Source organism: [Leptolyngbya] sp. PCC 7376, from assembly GCF_000316605.1.
In the GTDB taxonomy this organism is placed as follows: domain Bacteria; phylum Cyanobacteriota; class Cyanobacteriia; order Cyanobacteriales; family MRBY01; genus MRBY01.
Genome location: NC_019683.1, coordinates 678,870 through 692,462, shown reverse-complemented (window position 1 = coordinate 692,462; position 13,593 = coordinate 678,870). Strand labels below are relative to the sequence as shown.

Here is a 13,593-nt window from a genome sequence, read left to right as displayed (position 1 = left end):
ACAAACCTAAAAACAATCACATCAGACGATGGCCAATGGCAATATCTCCTGAAAAAAGAAGACTTCAAACCATACCAAGACGACAATTCATCAAGTTTTGCAGCTTTTTGGGTATTGCTTCTTCTACTGCATTAACCACGGCAAGCTGTGACATATTTAGTCCCTCAACTAAAACATTAGATGTGAGTAACTTCAAAGGCAAAGTCATCATTATTGGCGCTGGAGCAGCAGGGATGGCAGCGGGACATTTATTGTCTCAACAAGGCATAGATTTCCAGATTATCGAGGCGTCTTCATCCCATGGTGGACGAATGAAACGAGATGCAACTTTTGCTGATTTCCCTCTTCCTTTAGGTGCAGAATGGTTGCATGCAACCGAGTCAGAGTTTTCCAAAATCGTTAATGACGACAGCGTCAAAATCAATATCAAGACTCAACCTTATAATTCCCAAGATAAGGTCGAATTTTATGAAGATGGCAGATTATTTGTCGAGAACTTAGGCCGAGATAGAGACAAAAAATTCATTGATTCGAGCTGGCTAGATTTTTATGAGCAATATATTGTTCCTGGCATTATCGATCAGATAGTTTTTGACACTGAAATTATCTCGATCAATTATCAAGACCCAAAAGTAATCCTCAAAGATAGTACGGGTAATAAGTATACTGCTGACAAAGTGATTTTCACAGCACCTCTTCTAGTCCTCAAAGATAAAAAAATCACGTTTATACCAGAACTCCCTAGCAACAAACAGAATGTGATAGCGTCTGCGCAGATATGGATCGGAATCAAAGTATTTTTCGAGTTTGGAGAAAAGTTTTATCCAACATTTTTAAGCTTTCCAGATAGCGAAACTCTTGAAGGGCAAAGACTTTATTATGATGCGGCCTATGGACAAAATACAGAAAAAAATATCCTTGGACTTTTTGCTGTAGGGAAACAAGCTCAGGCTTACATTTCAAAATCAGGTGAAAAGTTAAAAGATTTCATTCTCGCTGAACTTGATGAGATTTATGATGGTATTCCCTCAAAAGCTTATATCAATCACATTGAACAAAACTGGGTGAATGAAGCATTTATTAATATGGCATATTTATCTGATTTCGCGCCCGAAAAAATATCGTCTATTTTAGCTGAGTCAATACAAAACAAAGTCTTTTTTGCGGGCGAAGCATATACAAAAGAAGACGACTGGGGCGCTGTCCATAATGCTGCACGAGCTGCTCGGGATGCAGTGCATGAGCTATTGTCAACTACATCAATCTAGTGGCAGCTCTTACTCTCCAATATTCTAAATTTAGCGATATAAGATTTTAAGAGAACAATGTTGGTGATCGCCTCACGTCTATAGCATCAAATCCCTCAGTATATTTAAGAATAAATTTAGATTTTTCGTGACAATTGAAATTTTATAACGAAGTAATTTCTATCTTCTCTTTTCAGTCTTCTATTTATTAATATGAGAATAACGCGAAATATAATCGCGACTTTTATTTCTTTCCACAACAATTTTTGGACAATATCTAATGATAGACCTTGATATTTCAACGCTCGATAATGGTGTCCGCCTTGTTAAACTCTCTGGCAAGATGGATATCCAAGGTGTCAATCAAATTGGTGAAGAATTTGCGCTAAAAATCAGCAGCACTGGCATTCCAACAATTGTCGATCTGAGAGAGGTTAGTTTTATTGCATCCCTCGGCATGAGAATCCTACTGTCAGCAGCACGGGGCGTCGCAAATCACGATGCAAAAATGGTACTGCTAAAACCTCAACCACTAGTGAAAGAAGCATTAACAGTGGCTGGTTTGAATAGCTTGATTCCCAGTTATGACGACTTATATCTTGCTATGGCGGCCCTAGATCCGATTAACGCTTAGTGAGACCTTGAGTTGCTTTTTGAAACAGTGATTCTTCGATGAGGCGATCGCCGAAATTGCCTGTCGTTATCCTGTTCTTCGCAGTTCGCTACTGTAGAAATTTCCATATTTAAAATATAGACACTATTCGGTGAATAGTGTCGCACTAGAGAATCACGATTGGCCATTACTCCAACATTGGTATGAATGCTTCACCCATCGAATCCCCCCAAGCCATCATTTTCGAGCTGTGCTTGCCCAATCAACTGAGTGAGTTAGAACGATTAAATCCTTGGCTTGAGGAATGTGCAGTTACAATCGGTCTCTCTACCCGAGGAACATTCCGTTTGCAGCTACTTCTAGAGGAAGTGGTAATGAATATTTTTGAAAATGCTTATCCTAATGGCGGCGAACATCTAATTGATATCCAGCTAATGGCAAGGGATACAGGACTAACAATCCGTATTGAAGATGACGGCGTCGCGTTTGACCAAACTATCGTGCCTGAAAAAGCGCCTATCTCTGGGTTGGAAGAGGTGCAAATTGGTGGCATCGGACTACAGCTCGTCCACTCATATTCTGATCAACAGGAATATATGCGCCAGGACAGCAAAAATATTCTCACCCTACATCTCACTGACCATGATTCTGAGGAGAATTGATTATGTTATCGAACACATCTTTTAAAATTCTGGCTTTGGCGATCGCCCCTGTGTTGGCGAGTCCATTAGCCGCTATCGCAAATCCCCTCGAAATGATGGAGGGCTGGGTTTATACAACAGCTTCTTCTTCCGTAACAGGGGTCAATGAATATGGCTTACCAGAAGGACTCGTCGATCAAGGTGGATTTGTTTTAGGTGATGTCAATATTGAGCGACCCTATGTCATCTCTTTATATGATTACAGCGGACAAACGGTGGTGAGCTTTGAGCAGATTTTACTTCAACGCAAAATCAATCAAGAAGGTGTTGCTACCAATGAACAGTTCCGAGAAATTTTAGACTCAGCAGCAGTACCTCAAAATGGTGAGACATTATTTGAGTGTCAGATTAATGAGCAACCAGATGAGGAGATTATTGGGATTGCGAGTCCAACAGCAAACATTACTTTTGAGACAGAATGGGTCACTGATTTTCAAGGTATATGGCGCGCTAATCGCACAACCAAACAATTAGAAGCACTCTCTCCTGATAATATTCGTTGTTACAACATTGGCTATCAATATGATGGCTAAGTTATTGCAGTAACAGGATATTTTCCATGTTATTGAGCAACTGGTTTCGGATAATAGGGGTGGTGATCGCCCCACCCTATAAAGAGTCAAACTTCGATACCGAGTGGTTTACAGAATTTCAGGGTGTATGGCGAGCTAATCATGAAACACAGAAACTGGAACCCATTGATGCCAATACTAATACTGTCCATTGCTACAACATCGACTTTGGATACGACGGCTAAACTATTGTGCAAATCCAAGATTATCTTTGCTCAATTCCTAACTTAAGGAGCCCCATCATGTCGTTTCACAATAACTTTCCTCGAATTATGGCGTTGGCGATCACATCTTTGTTATTTACCCCTGCCATAACCCTCGCCAATCCCCTCGAAACCCTGGAAGGGGAAGTGTATTACATCACTGCGGATGGTCACGACGGATTCCCAGAAGGATTAGAAATGAGAGAGGGCGCGCTGATCGGTGATCTTTCCGCCCCTCAACCCTATAGCCTGACCATCTATGACTATCACGGACAAAAGATACTCAGTTTTGAACAAATATTAAGCCCACCCACAACAGACATTCGAACTGCTGAACATATAAGCGACGGCAAAATACAGATTCTAGACTCCGTTACTCTGCCTGAAAACCATACATGGCTAACTCCTCCATGTCGAATTCATCAACAAGAAGAGGCAGAGACCCTGGCAATAGTTGAACTCTCAGACCCATTTGATTCTCAGCAAATCTGGCGTGCTAACCAAGAGACAAAACAACTAGAGCTCATCCCTGTAGAACAAGTACGCTGCTAAATTTAAACGCATTAAAAATGATCGTAAAAAACAGCCTAATTCACTCGCAGAATTCGTTGCTATGATCTGGCTAGGCAAAAGAGGTTCCTTTTTCCCGTGTAAAAGCGGGTTCGATGGTATTACCTCTCGCCTCCCAATTTTGACTTAAGCCATATCTACAATCACCACAACAGCTGTTAGTGGGACAGCCTAGACTGCGACCATTAGATTTTTCGCTATGATCTGATTAGGCAAAAGAGGTTCCTTGATTGTTTCCGAACAAAACAGATTACCTCTCGCCTAAGACTTAATGTGTAATCACCAAAATTTTCCGACTTAGAGATTAGGCAAAGGAAGTTCCTCTTTTTTCGCCATCCGTCCCACCCTTACTTCCCGCCGCTCTCAAGTTGGACTCGTAACCTTTGGCAAAGAGGGTTCCTTTCATAGACTCTTAATCTCTACCCTCCGCCAGTTCTTTTTACCCACGAATCACGATGACTGCTGCGTTACGCTTATTTGATTGTGTTCCTGCTCGGGAAGAAACAGATTATGTGTTTCTGGAAGAATATCTGGTTTTTGTTGCGCCCAATGCGGCCTATGCCATTCCCGAAATCAAAGCTTATCTCAACGCAAAAACCCTGAATGGCACTCAGCTAAATGCAGCATTTCATAAGTCATGGAAAACGGTTCGAGATACTTCGATCATTAAACTTGCCGCCCAACAATTTGCTCATTATCTAACGACCTACGGTTGGCGATCGCTGGGAATAAAACCACCAACGGAATGGGTTTATTTGCCCGTTGAAGCGCTGGATTTACCAAACTCGAAAATGCCAATTCGAGTCCTTCAGGGTTTGCCCGCAGAAGACTTAGTCGAAAAAGCTTTAGGTTTATTGGCCTCTGGAGTCGCGCTCAAACAAGAGACGATCGCCGATATTTTTGAGCTTCTAGAAGAACTGCAATATCAATTTACGGGCGAAGAAGTCATTCGCAACAAGGAAGCCGCAGTAATCTTTGCGGATAAATCTGGCATTCTTCCCAAAACTGAGGAAAGTCTATTTCGCTATCTCTTTTACAAAGCTACGAAATCCACTTTGGTCATCAAAAATAAGGAGAGCAATGAAGCTATTCAAGATTCTGGGTACAAGTTACCTCAGTTCACTCCTGACCAATTTAAACTTTTAGCCCAAGGATTTAATCGTCGCAAACCCCTATGGCTCGCCTTTAAATCTGCGAGTGATAGTAATCGAGCGATCATCAATCGTATTGCGAAACTGAGCAAAAAATATCATCGACCACTCCCAACCAATGTTTTAGGAGAGGTGACAGCTTCCAATTTCACAGAAGAGGCGATCGCCAAAGCAGCTAAACGAGCCAATCCTTTTCAACTGATTAAGGCAATTAATGCGCTGCGAGTTTATAAAGAAACGGATGCCAGATTTTATCGAATTCGTAATGGCAAAGGCTGGGTGCGAAAAGATAAGGTGCGGTCAGATAACAAAGCAACTGAAGAGATCTTGTTCGCAGAGTTGAAAACCCGCATTAAAGATGTCGCAGTCTACTATCCCGAGACGGTGGATTATGCGCTGCCCACCAGTGAAAAACAGTTTGCGGGTGCAGTGCCGAAAGGGTCGCGATTTTTGCTGCCAAACACTGAAGAATTTTCGTTGTTTGGGATTTACTGGAAAGGGGAATTTGTCGATCTCGATCTAAAGGCGATCGCCGCCGGGGAGTCTATTGGCTGGAATGCGAAGTGGCGCAATGAAAACAACGAAATAATGTTTTCGGGCGATGTCACCTCAGCGCCGACCGGAGCAACGGAATGGATATATGCCCAAAAAGTCGATGAACCTTTTCTTTTAACTGTGAATTTGTATTCAGGTGAACTCAATCAGCCCTACAAAATTCTGTGTGGTTATGGCTCTGATATTGAGCTTGATTACGTTATTGACCCGGCAAAAGTACAGTTCGAAGCAGACTCAAAAATCATTCAAAAACAGATGGTGGTGGGCATGATTATTCCCACCGAAACTGCGACAGAGTTTTATTTAATCGATCAAGGTATGGGCAATTGTCGTGTCGCTGGGGAAACTTGGCGATCGCAAACCACTCGGGCTTATTTTATCCAGCAAGCTCGAACAGCTTTAAAGTTATCGGATGTCTTGCCCGCAGTCCCGAAAGACCAAGCCGAAATTGATCTTTCCCCAAATAATCTCTCAAAAGACTCCCTATTATCTTTATTGGTCTAGTCAGATGATTGAGGAAAGCTAGTATTGAATATGATCGACAACAATGATGAAGTTTAATATCTATAATACCAATGCCTGCGAAGGACATTTACCATAACACAACGTGAGTTCGGGATAAGGAATCAAGGTTCTAATCAAGCTGAAGAGAGGGTTTCTTGGGCTGATGACAATAGGCAATGAGACCACACAGAAATTAGCTGGACTGCGATGGCGGGAATGTCCAATCTGTGAAATATTCTTCAGTTGGTCAATGACTGTTTCAATCAAAGCTCGCTTACGAGCCAGCACTTTGTCACGCCAAAGCATCCGGTGATTCTTCATATTGCGACGAGGCTTAGCTAGAAGCCTCACATCATATTCTTCTTGTAAATACTGTGCCAGAGGTTGAGAGACGTAACCTTGATCAGCAAAGACTTTGCCGTATAACCCTTTCAAAAGCTCCACTACCGGTTTTCTATCATCGGTGTTGCCGGGTGTGACTTTCACATTGAGTAATTCGCCACAGTCATTGATAACCAGATGTAGTTTGAAGCCAAAGAACCAACCCACAGAGGTTTTACCTCGAGCGGCATGACCTTCAAAAACGCGATGTTGAGAGATGCGGCGATTGTGACAAACTTTGATACTGGTGGCATCAATGAAGCTGATACCTATGCATTGACCATAACAGTGCTGTAGGTAGACACAGAGAGAGAGGTACTATAGCAGGCAAGGAGTGGGTTAAGACAGAATAGGATAGAAGCAATAAACATAGATGCCATGCCTGCTCCCCATAGTCTTGATTTACGCCTAAAAGCTGTTGCCGCCTTCGATAAAGGTGAACGAAAAAGTGATATCTGTCGCTTCTTTGGTATTAGCCGAAATACGCTAGACCTGTGGCTGAAACGACGAGAGAAAATCGGTTCAGTCGCTCCGAAGACAGATTACCGTCGAGGCCCTCAACCGAAGATTAATGATCTAGATGCTTTTCGTGCTTTTGCAGAGAAATATGGGCATCTAACCCAGAAGGAAATGGCGGAGAAATGGCCAGAGTCTATTAGTGATGCATCCAGACGTGAAGCTCTACGGAAAATTGAATTTACTCGAAAAAAAAGACCTATCGATATCAAGAGAGAGATAAAGAATTAGAAAAAGCATTTGTGGCACAACTGAAGCAGTATGGCCAAGAACGACTCGTATATATCGATGAAAGTGGATTTGATAATACCTTAGATTATGGGTATGGCTACTGCCATAAGTCAGAGAGGTTTATCGCAGAGAAGTTAGGTCATCGTACAGAACGAGTTAGCGTGATTGGAGGATGGCGAGAGGGAGAGCAGATAGCACCGATGGTATTTGAGGGCTATGCCAACAGCGCCTTAGTTTGCCAATGGGTAGAGGATTGCTTAGTGCCAGAGTTGATTCCGGGTCAAATTATTATTCTGGATAATGCCAGTGTTCATCCAAAGGAAAGAATACAAACATTGGTGGCGAAGGCAGGATGTGAAGTGATATTTTTGCCACCCTACTCACCACACCTGAACAAGATAGAGAAGTTTTGGGGGAGGTTAAAGAAGGAGGTAAGTAAGCTCATCAAGAAGACTGAGGATTTGTTCGATGCCATCAGAATAGCCTTCTGTTCTATGTCCTAACCTTCTCCTTCTCTGCTATAACGTCGAAGGCATCCACTCCACAAAACGTTGGTAACGTGAGCTCTGGATAAGGAAAGAAAAGGAGAAAGCCCATATCGTGGAAGTTGTAACGAATCCACGGCTTTCTCCCATGTCCAGTCTAGAGGCTCTGTTTTGCCATGTTGATGATTTCTGCCAAGTCTTTGAACCCTTATGGCATCAAGCGTTACTCAGCTCTGGCAAAAAATACCGTCGCCGTCAGAGAAGCCTCAGTCTGAGTGAGGTGATGACTATTCTCATTGCTTTCCATCAATCTCACTATCGAAATTTCAAGCATTTCTATCTCATCAAGGTGAAATGCGATTGGCAACAAGAGTTTCCTCTAGCTGTGAGCTATCAACGCTTTGTGACATGGATACTTTCGAGCTTGATTCCTCTCTGTACATATCTGCGACGATGCTTCGGACAATACACTGGTATTAGCTTCATTGATGCCACCAGCATCAAGGTTTGCCATAATCGCCGTATCTCTCAACACCGTGTTTTTGAAGGTTGCGCGGCAAGGGGCAAGACTTCGGTGGGATGGTTCTTCGGCTTCAAACTACACCTGGTCATCAATGAGCGAGGAGAATTACTCAACGTCCAAGTGACGCCCGGAAATACCGATGACCGCCAACCTATAGTGGAGTTATGGCAAGACTTATGGGGTAAAGTCTTTGCCGATAAAGGCTATGTCTCACAATCTTTAGCCCAGCATCTTCAAGAGGAACATGAGGTGACCCTAATGGCTAAACCTCGTCGAAATATGAAGCATCATTTGATGGTTTATCAAAATAAACTTTTTGCTCGTAAGCGGGCTTTGATTGAGACAGTTATTGACCAACTGAAGAACATCTCACAGATTGAACATTCCCGACATCGCAGTCCCACAAACTTTTGTGTGAACTTGCTGTGTGGGCTGATTGCTTACTGCCATCAACCCAAAAAACCTTCTTTACAGCTTGATTAGACCTATCATTCCTTATCCAGAACTCACGTTAACTTAAGACCAGAACAAATTATTTATTGCGATGAGTCGGGAATTGGATGAGCGAGATGGAAACTACGATTATGGCTATAGTCCCGAAGGTGAACGGCTCTACGACCTCAAGTCCGGAAATCGTCGCGGCAGAGTCAATATGATTGCGGCATGGAGTCAAGGCAAACTGTTTGCTCCCTTTACAGTAGAAGGCTCCTGTAACCGTAATGTGTTTGAACTGTGGCCAGAGACTTGTTTACTGCCAGAATTAAAACCTCATCAGGTCTTAATTTTGGATAATGCTACTTTTCATAAGGGGGGAAGAATCGCAGACATTCTGGCACAGGCGAAGTGTGAGCTATGGTATCTACCTCCTTATTCACCAGATTTGAACAAGATTGAGCGGTGCTGGTCTTGGTTGAAAAGCCGCATTCGAAAGCAACTCAAACACTGCCCATCTCTCAGAGATGCGATGGATATGACTCTTCGTTCTGCTACGTCTTAACTCTTTTGACCACTGCTATAGCTCAAGAGCGGAGTCCAAAACAAAATGTGAGGCACACCCGACATCGCGATATCTCTGGTGTAGAGATAAAAAGGGACCGCGACTGGAAAACAGACCAAGTATGCGGCGATCGCCCAGCGGACAGCACCATGATTGGAAATGAACAACAAACCAGCTAGGAAAACGACGTTCAACCACAGCATCCAATTTTGGACGGGGCGTGGAAGTGACGTGATCTGTTGTCTAGCGTCCTCAAATGCTGTTCTTTTCTTGAGAGTTTCAAGTAGGTAATGCTATAGCAAAATGGAGTGAGTCGTTTCCTTGGAAGTCTCGCTATGACAATTCACTGTCCCCAATGTAATGCTCAAGACATCATCAAAAGTGGATTCGCTAAAAATCGTCAACGATTTAAGTGTAAGCAGTGCAATTATCAATTTACAAGCTTTTCTAAAGAGCGGGGCAAGCCTCTCTGGATGAAATTAGAAGCTGTATTGATGTATATGAGTGGTATGTCCATGAATGCGACAGCCAAGATTCTCGGTGTATCAGCTCAATCAGTGCTCAATTGGGTAAGAGATTTCGGTGAAGCCAATTATGAAAAGCCCACTCCTGAGTCTGCTGTCGTGGTGGAGCTAGATGAGCTATGGCATTTTATCCAAGAGAAAAAAACAAACTTTGGGTCTGGAAAGCATATGACCGTAATACTGGGCGACTCATTGACTGGGAATTGGGAAGTCGTGATAGTCGAACTTTAGGTCATTTACTAGAGCGGTTATCGCAATGGCAAATCACTGTCTATTGCACCGATAATTGGAAACCCTATCAACAGCTATTAGAGAATCACCCAGATGCTTTTCATGTCATTAGCAAGAAAGAGACAATAGCAATTGAGAGAAACAACTCAGACAATCGCCATTGGTTTGCTCGGTTTCATCGCAGGACGAAGGTCGTCTCTAAATCAAAACACATGGTGGACTTGAGCATGGCACTGTTTGCGAAATTTAGAGTGAATGGAAGTATTGAGCTACTGCGCAATTGGCGTTTAACATTACTCTCTTGAAACTCTCAATATTATTCAGTCTGAAACAACGTGAATTCGTTTAACTCACTGCACCTATCACTAAAAGCAGTACTTACAGACTGATTTAAAGGCTTATTTGGTCACGTACTCAAGATATGTAGGTTGAAGTAGTGCAAATGAAATACGGGGTAGATGCGCTATGCCCTCCAGTACCTAGGTGGCTTGACTTAACAAAATACTTAAGCACTTAACCTGTGCTGATAATTGGGAACGTTCCTACTCCCTAACTTGGCAAGATATTAATGGAGTAAATGAAGCGTTCAGTAAAGGTTTCGTAGAACCGCTTGCGGCTTGACCTTTCTGGGTTGCTGAGTGAGCGTAAAATATTGCAGCAAGTTAGGTGAGGGCCTATCCGCTTCCCAACCTTTTAACCCATCATCGTTATCAATCTCACAAAGTAAAGCTCAAGCCTACGGTGCTTCGCAAGCTTGACATTGCTCCATTGATATCAATTTCAGGTCTTTGCAAGGTTGGGGGAGGTACGTTCACCGTTTACCTAACCTTAGTTAGTTAGCGTCAGTGAGATAGGGCATCCGATTTCCTGAACTAATTCAATTAGCGCATCCCTGATGAGTGCTTGATTTGTTCGCAGACACTCTAAAGCCACAGCTCTAAGTGCTGTCCCTAGAAAAACCGACACAACGAGGGCAAAGAATTGGGAATTTTTCATTTTAAGATTAGATTCGCGCAGGGCAATTAGCTACCTGGAGTACTCCGAAACGTAGTCACTGTAAAGGCTGAGGTCTAATTAAGCAGGTCAGGTAAATCAGTGGGCTTATTCATCAGATGACCATAGGTTTTGGTAACCATCGATAGGTCTGAGTGCCCCATCATGTAAGCAATCTGAGTAATTGGTATACCTTGCTCAATAGCTCGTGAGGCAAAACTGTGATCAATACGTACAGAACTCGTTTTTCTATGTGTAATTCCCTCAGGCATCTATTCCAGTGGCGGTTCCTGAAGTTCGCATCATTGATATGGTTGCCTTCTGAATTCACAAATAACAGTTGATTAGATTCATAGTCCTTGAACTGACTCAATGTCTCGTATGTCTTACCCATTGGGAGAATTGTTACTGAGCCTGTTTTTGTACTTTTCTGTACTCGTTTAGCCGTAAACGCATCAACCTTACTAAGAGATTCTTCGATGGTGATTGTTCTTTTGTTGAAGTCTAGATGCTTACGCTTCAGTCCCATAGCTTCGCCGGGGCGACATCCAGTATAAGCAAGGAAGTTACTCGTAATACTGGTCAGAGTTTTCGGCAAACCAACAAAGGATTGACTCTATCTCAAGATTGTTCAGTGGCTTGCGTTGCCCTGACAGTGTTTTCTTGGTCTTTTTGGGTTCAAGTTTGAGGATAGGTTTATCTAGTACCCCTTCATCAATCAGCCACTGTTGGAAAGAGCGCAAATAAGACAGTCTGGTGTTGTAAGTCTTTGGCGCATAGCGACTCATATCGATATTGGCTAATGAGCGAGGCTTATCACGTTGCAGCATCTCGAGCACTGCTTTGTGATGGTCATTGTTTTTGGTGAGGGTATCTAGCCATTCTTCAAATTGAGCATCAAGCGGAAGTGCAAAGAATTCGTTTACTTGATTGAATTCAGGTCTGTAGCTTTCCCGGTGGTGGTGCTCATATCTGTTATGAAGTAAATCTTGCTCTAAGTGATATCTGCATTGCTCAGCTTTCGCCGCGTTTGGGGGAGTATTTGTCAATCCCAAATAAAGAAATGTAACTTTTCCTTTGTATCGATACCGTAATCTGAGTTTTTCTTTGTCCTTGCTGACACTAACTAGTTGATTCGCCATCTATCAGAATTCTATTTCTAGAAGTAAGTTGTTAAGGCGTTAACTACTTAACCAAAGGCTTTCAGATATCTTTAAGTTATCGCACTGCAGAGGTCAGGGGTTCGAATCCCCTATTCTCCATACCGCTTAACAAGCTCATTAAAAGAAAAACATAGTCACTCACAAGCCATTCATCGATGAAGCGAATGCTGATTAAGACGTATCCATGTTATCCCGACTAAAGCTAATTGGTTTGAGCAGGGTCAACTTACCGAGATTTCACAGCAGTACAGGATTAGAAAGTGAGTAATCAATGGCAAAATCACTCACAAAAGGAGACGTAAAGACATTCCTGAGGATGGTAAAGCGTTCGAGTGTTTAGGTGATTACTGTAATTACTTTAAGCGTAATCATCTTTCTAAGAATTCGGTGAGACGTTTTATTAATGCGCATAGGGTTAGAGCATTTAAAAGTAAAGGGAAATGATATGCAAAGGGGCTATTAGCGGAAAAAACACAGCCCTAGACTTTTCAGACATTATCTAAAATCTCTGATTCAAGTTGACACGAGCAGATCTTCTTGCTATTTACGATAAAAAAACATTATATTGTCATCATAAATAGCCTTAATTCTTTCTCTTTCAAAGGTGAATCTCTATCATTTAAAGAGTTAACAAAGAAGTGAGAAATAAGTATTTTTTGCTACATGTAATTTTTCCTGAATGATCTATTTCTATTAGATAGGTAAACTCACAGAGCATCAATTATCTTAGTTCAATCATTTTTTACGAATTTTCAACAAAACTATAGATGCTTTTGTCAAGCATATTTCAGGGCAAGGCTGACATGTTAATGTTTCTAAGACAACTAGAAATGTTACACAATAAGAGCAGATTCTTCCTTCTACCAAATATCTTTATATCAAAAAATGTAGTGAGGTAAAATCGATGGACTTTATAGATTTTCAAGAATTAAAAAAGCGCCATCCGAAAGATGAGACTTTTCAGCAAGATATCGTTGACACATTTATTAAAAGAATGCCGATTTATTCTCATTGTCTTCAAACAAGTCTAGACAGAGAAGAGATGGAAGAGCTACTTGCCTATTCCTGCCAACTACGTGGGATTGCTGAATGTTGTTGTATAGAAGAAATCCAGAAGTTGTGTCTACAGCTAGATAGTGAGGCTCAAGATAATAATCTGAAAGCCGCAACTCTGATATTTCAAGACATCCGAAAAATTTTACGTTGTATCCAAACACAATATCCGACAAATCTCTCATACTTGCTCTAAATGTTTGCCGACATCCTTTGATAGCTCTGAATTATCGCTACTCAAAACAAGAGAAAATATTCTCTAAAACGAAGCTACCTGCCTACAACTTAGACCTTTTGAGTTAACAAAATACTTAAGCACTTAACCTATGCTATGGCACTGATAATTGGGAATATGCTTACTCCCACACATAGGGCTACAT

The 13,593-nt window shown here is 42.0% G+C and carries 14 protein-coding genes and 3 pseudogenes; 12 read left to right on the top strand and 5 right to left on the bottom strand.

Annotated elements, in window-relative coordinates:
• Positions 1-35: 35 nt before the first annotated feature.
• From LEPTO7376_RS03120 to LEPTO7376_RS03090, 7 genes are all read left to right on the top strand, one after another.
• Entirely contained in the window at positions 36-1,268 is a 1,233-nt protein-coding gene (locus tag LEPTO7376_RS03120) for an FAD-dependent oxidoreductase (protein ID WP_015132812.1), read from the top strand.
• Between the two features lie 259 nt (positions 1,269-1,527).
• Positions 1,528-1,881, top strand: a complete 354-nt coding sequence (locus LEPTO7376_RS03115; protein ID WP_015132811.1) for an STAS domain-containing protein — start codon at positions 1,528-1,530, stop codon at positions 1,879-1,881.
• Between the two features lie 182 nt (positions 1,882-2,063).
• Positions 2,064-2,522: an ATP-binding protein gene (locus LEPTO7376_RS03110; protein WP_015132810.1), complete on the top strand. Its 459-nt coding sequence runs from the start codon at positions 2,064-2,066 to the stop codon at positions 2,520-2,522.
• Between the two features lie 2 nt (positions 2,523-2,524).
• Positions 2,525-3,094 (top strand): hypothetical protein, encoded by a 570-nt coding sequence (locus LEPTO7376_RS03105; protein WP_015132809.1) that lies wholly within the window; start codon positions 2,525-2,527, stop codon positions 3,092-3,094.
• A gap of 26 nt (positions 3,095-3,120) precedes the next feature.
• On the top strand, positions 3,121-3,318 hold the full coding sequence (locus LEPTO7376_RS03100; protein WP_015132808.1) for a hypothetical protein: 198 nt from the start codon (positions 3,121-3,123) through the stop codon (positions 3,316-3,318).
• Positions 3,319-3,375: 57 nt separating this feature from the next.
• The gene (locus tag LEPTO7376_RS03095; RefSeq protein ID WP_015132807.1) at positions 3,376-3,888 is read left to right on the top strand and encodes a hypothetical protein; all 513 of its coding nucleotides are present in this window, start codon (positions 3,376-3,378) and stop codon (positions 3,886-3,888) included.
• Between the two features lie 473 nt (positions 3,889-4,361).
• Positions 4,362-6,116: a hypothetical protein gene (locus tag LEPTO7376_RS03090; protein WP_015132806.1), complete on the top strand. Its 1,755-nt coding sequence runs from the start codon at positions 4,362-4,364 to the stop codon at positions 6,114-6,116.
• A 130-nt stretch (positions 6,117-6,246) separates the two neighbouring features.
• Here LEPTO7376_RS03090 and LEPTO7376_RS03085 read toward each other — a convergent pair.
• Positions 6,247-6,806, bottom strand: a pseudogene (locus LEPTO7376_RS03085) (IS982 family transposase); the annotation flags it as partial.
• Between the two features lie 69 nt (positions 6,807-6,875).
• Between LEPTO7376_RS03085 and LEPTO7376_RS28860 the strand changes: the two are divergent.
• The 3 genes and pseudogenes from LEPTO7376_RS28860 to LEPTO7376_RS03065 all read left to right on the top strand — a co-directional run.
• Positions 6,876-7,747, top strand: a pseudogene (locus LEPTO7376_RS28860) (IS630 family transposase).
• A 130-nt stretch (positions 7,748-7,877) separates the two neighbouring features.
• Entirely contained in the window at positions 7,878-8,735 is an 858-nt protein-coding gene (locus LEPTO7376_RS03070; RefSeq protein WP_015132805.1) for an IS982 family transposase, read from the top strand.
• Between the two features lie 39 nt (positions 8,736-8,774).
• A pseudogene (locus LEPTO7376_RS03065) lies at positions 8,775-9,249 on the top strand (IS630 family transposase); the annotation flags it as partial.
• Here the strand turns inward: LEPTO7376_RS03065 and LEPTO7376_RS03060 are convergent.
• Positions 9,246-9,452 carry a hypothetical protein gene (locus tag LEPTO7376_RS03060; protein ID WP_041763131.1) on the bottom strand — a complete coding sequence of 69 codons (207 nt, stop codon included), beginning with the start codon at positions 9,450-9,452 and terminating at the stop codon, positions 9,246-9,248. The pseudogene LEPTO7376_RS03065 and the gene LEPTO7376_RS03060 sit on opposite strands and share 4 nt — an antisense overlap.
• 132 nt (positions 9,453-9,584) lie before the next feature.
• On the opposite strand from LEPTO7376_RS03060, the gene LEPTO7376_RS25530 reads away from it, so the two are divergent.
• A protein-coding gene (locus LEPTO7376_RS25530) for an IS1 family transposase (protein ID WP_015132804.1) occupies positions 9,585-10,309 on the top strand; the annotation gives its coding sequence in 2 pieces (ribosomal slippage) (positions 9,585-9,912 and positions 9,912-10,309; 726 coding nt in all).
• Between the two features lie 765 nt (positions 10,310-11,074).
• On the opposite strand, the gene LEPTO7376_RS28855 is transcribed toward LEPTO7376_RS25530, so the two are convergent.
• From LEPTO7376_RS28855 to LEPTO7376_RS03045, 3 genes are read right to left on the bottom strand one after another with little or no spacing between them, the layout of a single operon-like run.
• Positions 11,075-11,173, bottom strand: a complete 99-nt coding sequence (locus tag LEPTO7376_RS28855) for a hypothetical protein (RefSeq protein WP_398339532.1) — start codon at positions 11,171-11,173, stop codon at positions 11,075-11,077.
• The gene (locus LEPTO7376_RS03050; protein WP_071880670.1) at positions 11,161-11,595 is read right to left on the bottom strand and encodes a tyrosine-type recombinase/integrase; all 435 of its coding nucleotides are present in this window, start codon (positions 11,593-11,595) and stop codon (positions 11,161-11,163) included. The genes LEPTO7376_RS28855 and LEPTO7376_RS03050 overlap by 13 nt, the downstream gene beginning before the upstream one ends.
• Positions 11,564-12,139, bottom strand: a complete 576-nt coding sequence (locus LEPTO7376_RS03045) for a hypothetical protein (protein WP_041763129.1) — start codon at positions 12,137-12,139, stop codon at positions 11,564-11,566. Before LEPTO7376_RS03045 ends, LEPTO7376_RS03050 begins: the two co-directional genes overlap by 32 nt.
• 925 nt (positions 12,140-13,064) lie before the next feature.
• Here LEPTO7376_RS03045 and LEPTO7376_RS03040 point away from each other — a divergent pair.
• A complete protein-coding gene (locus tag LEPTO7376_RS03040) occupies positions 13,065-13,409 on the top strand; it encodes a hypothetical protein (protein WP_015132803.1) in 345 nt (114 codons plus the stop codon).
• The last annotated feature ends 184 nt before the right edge of the window (positions 13,410-13,593 follow it).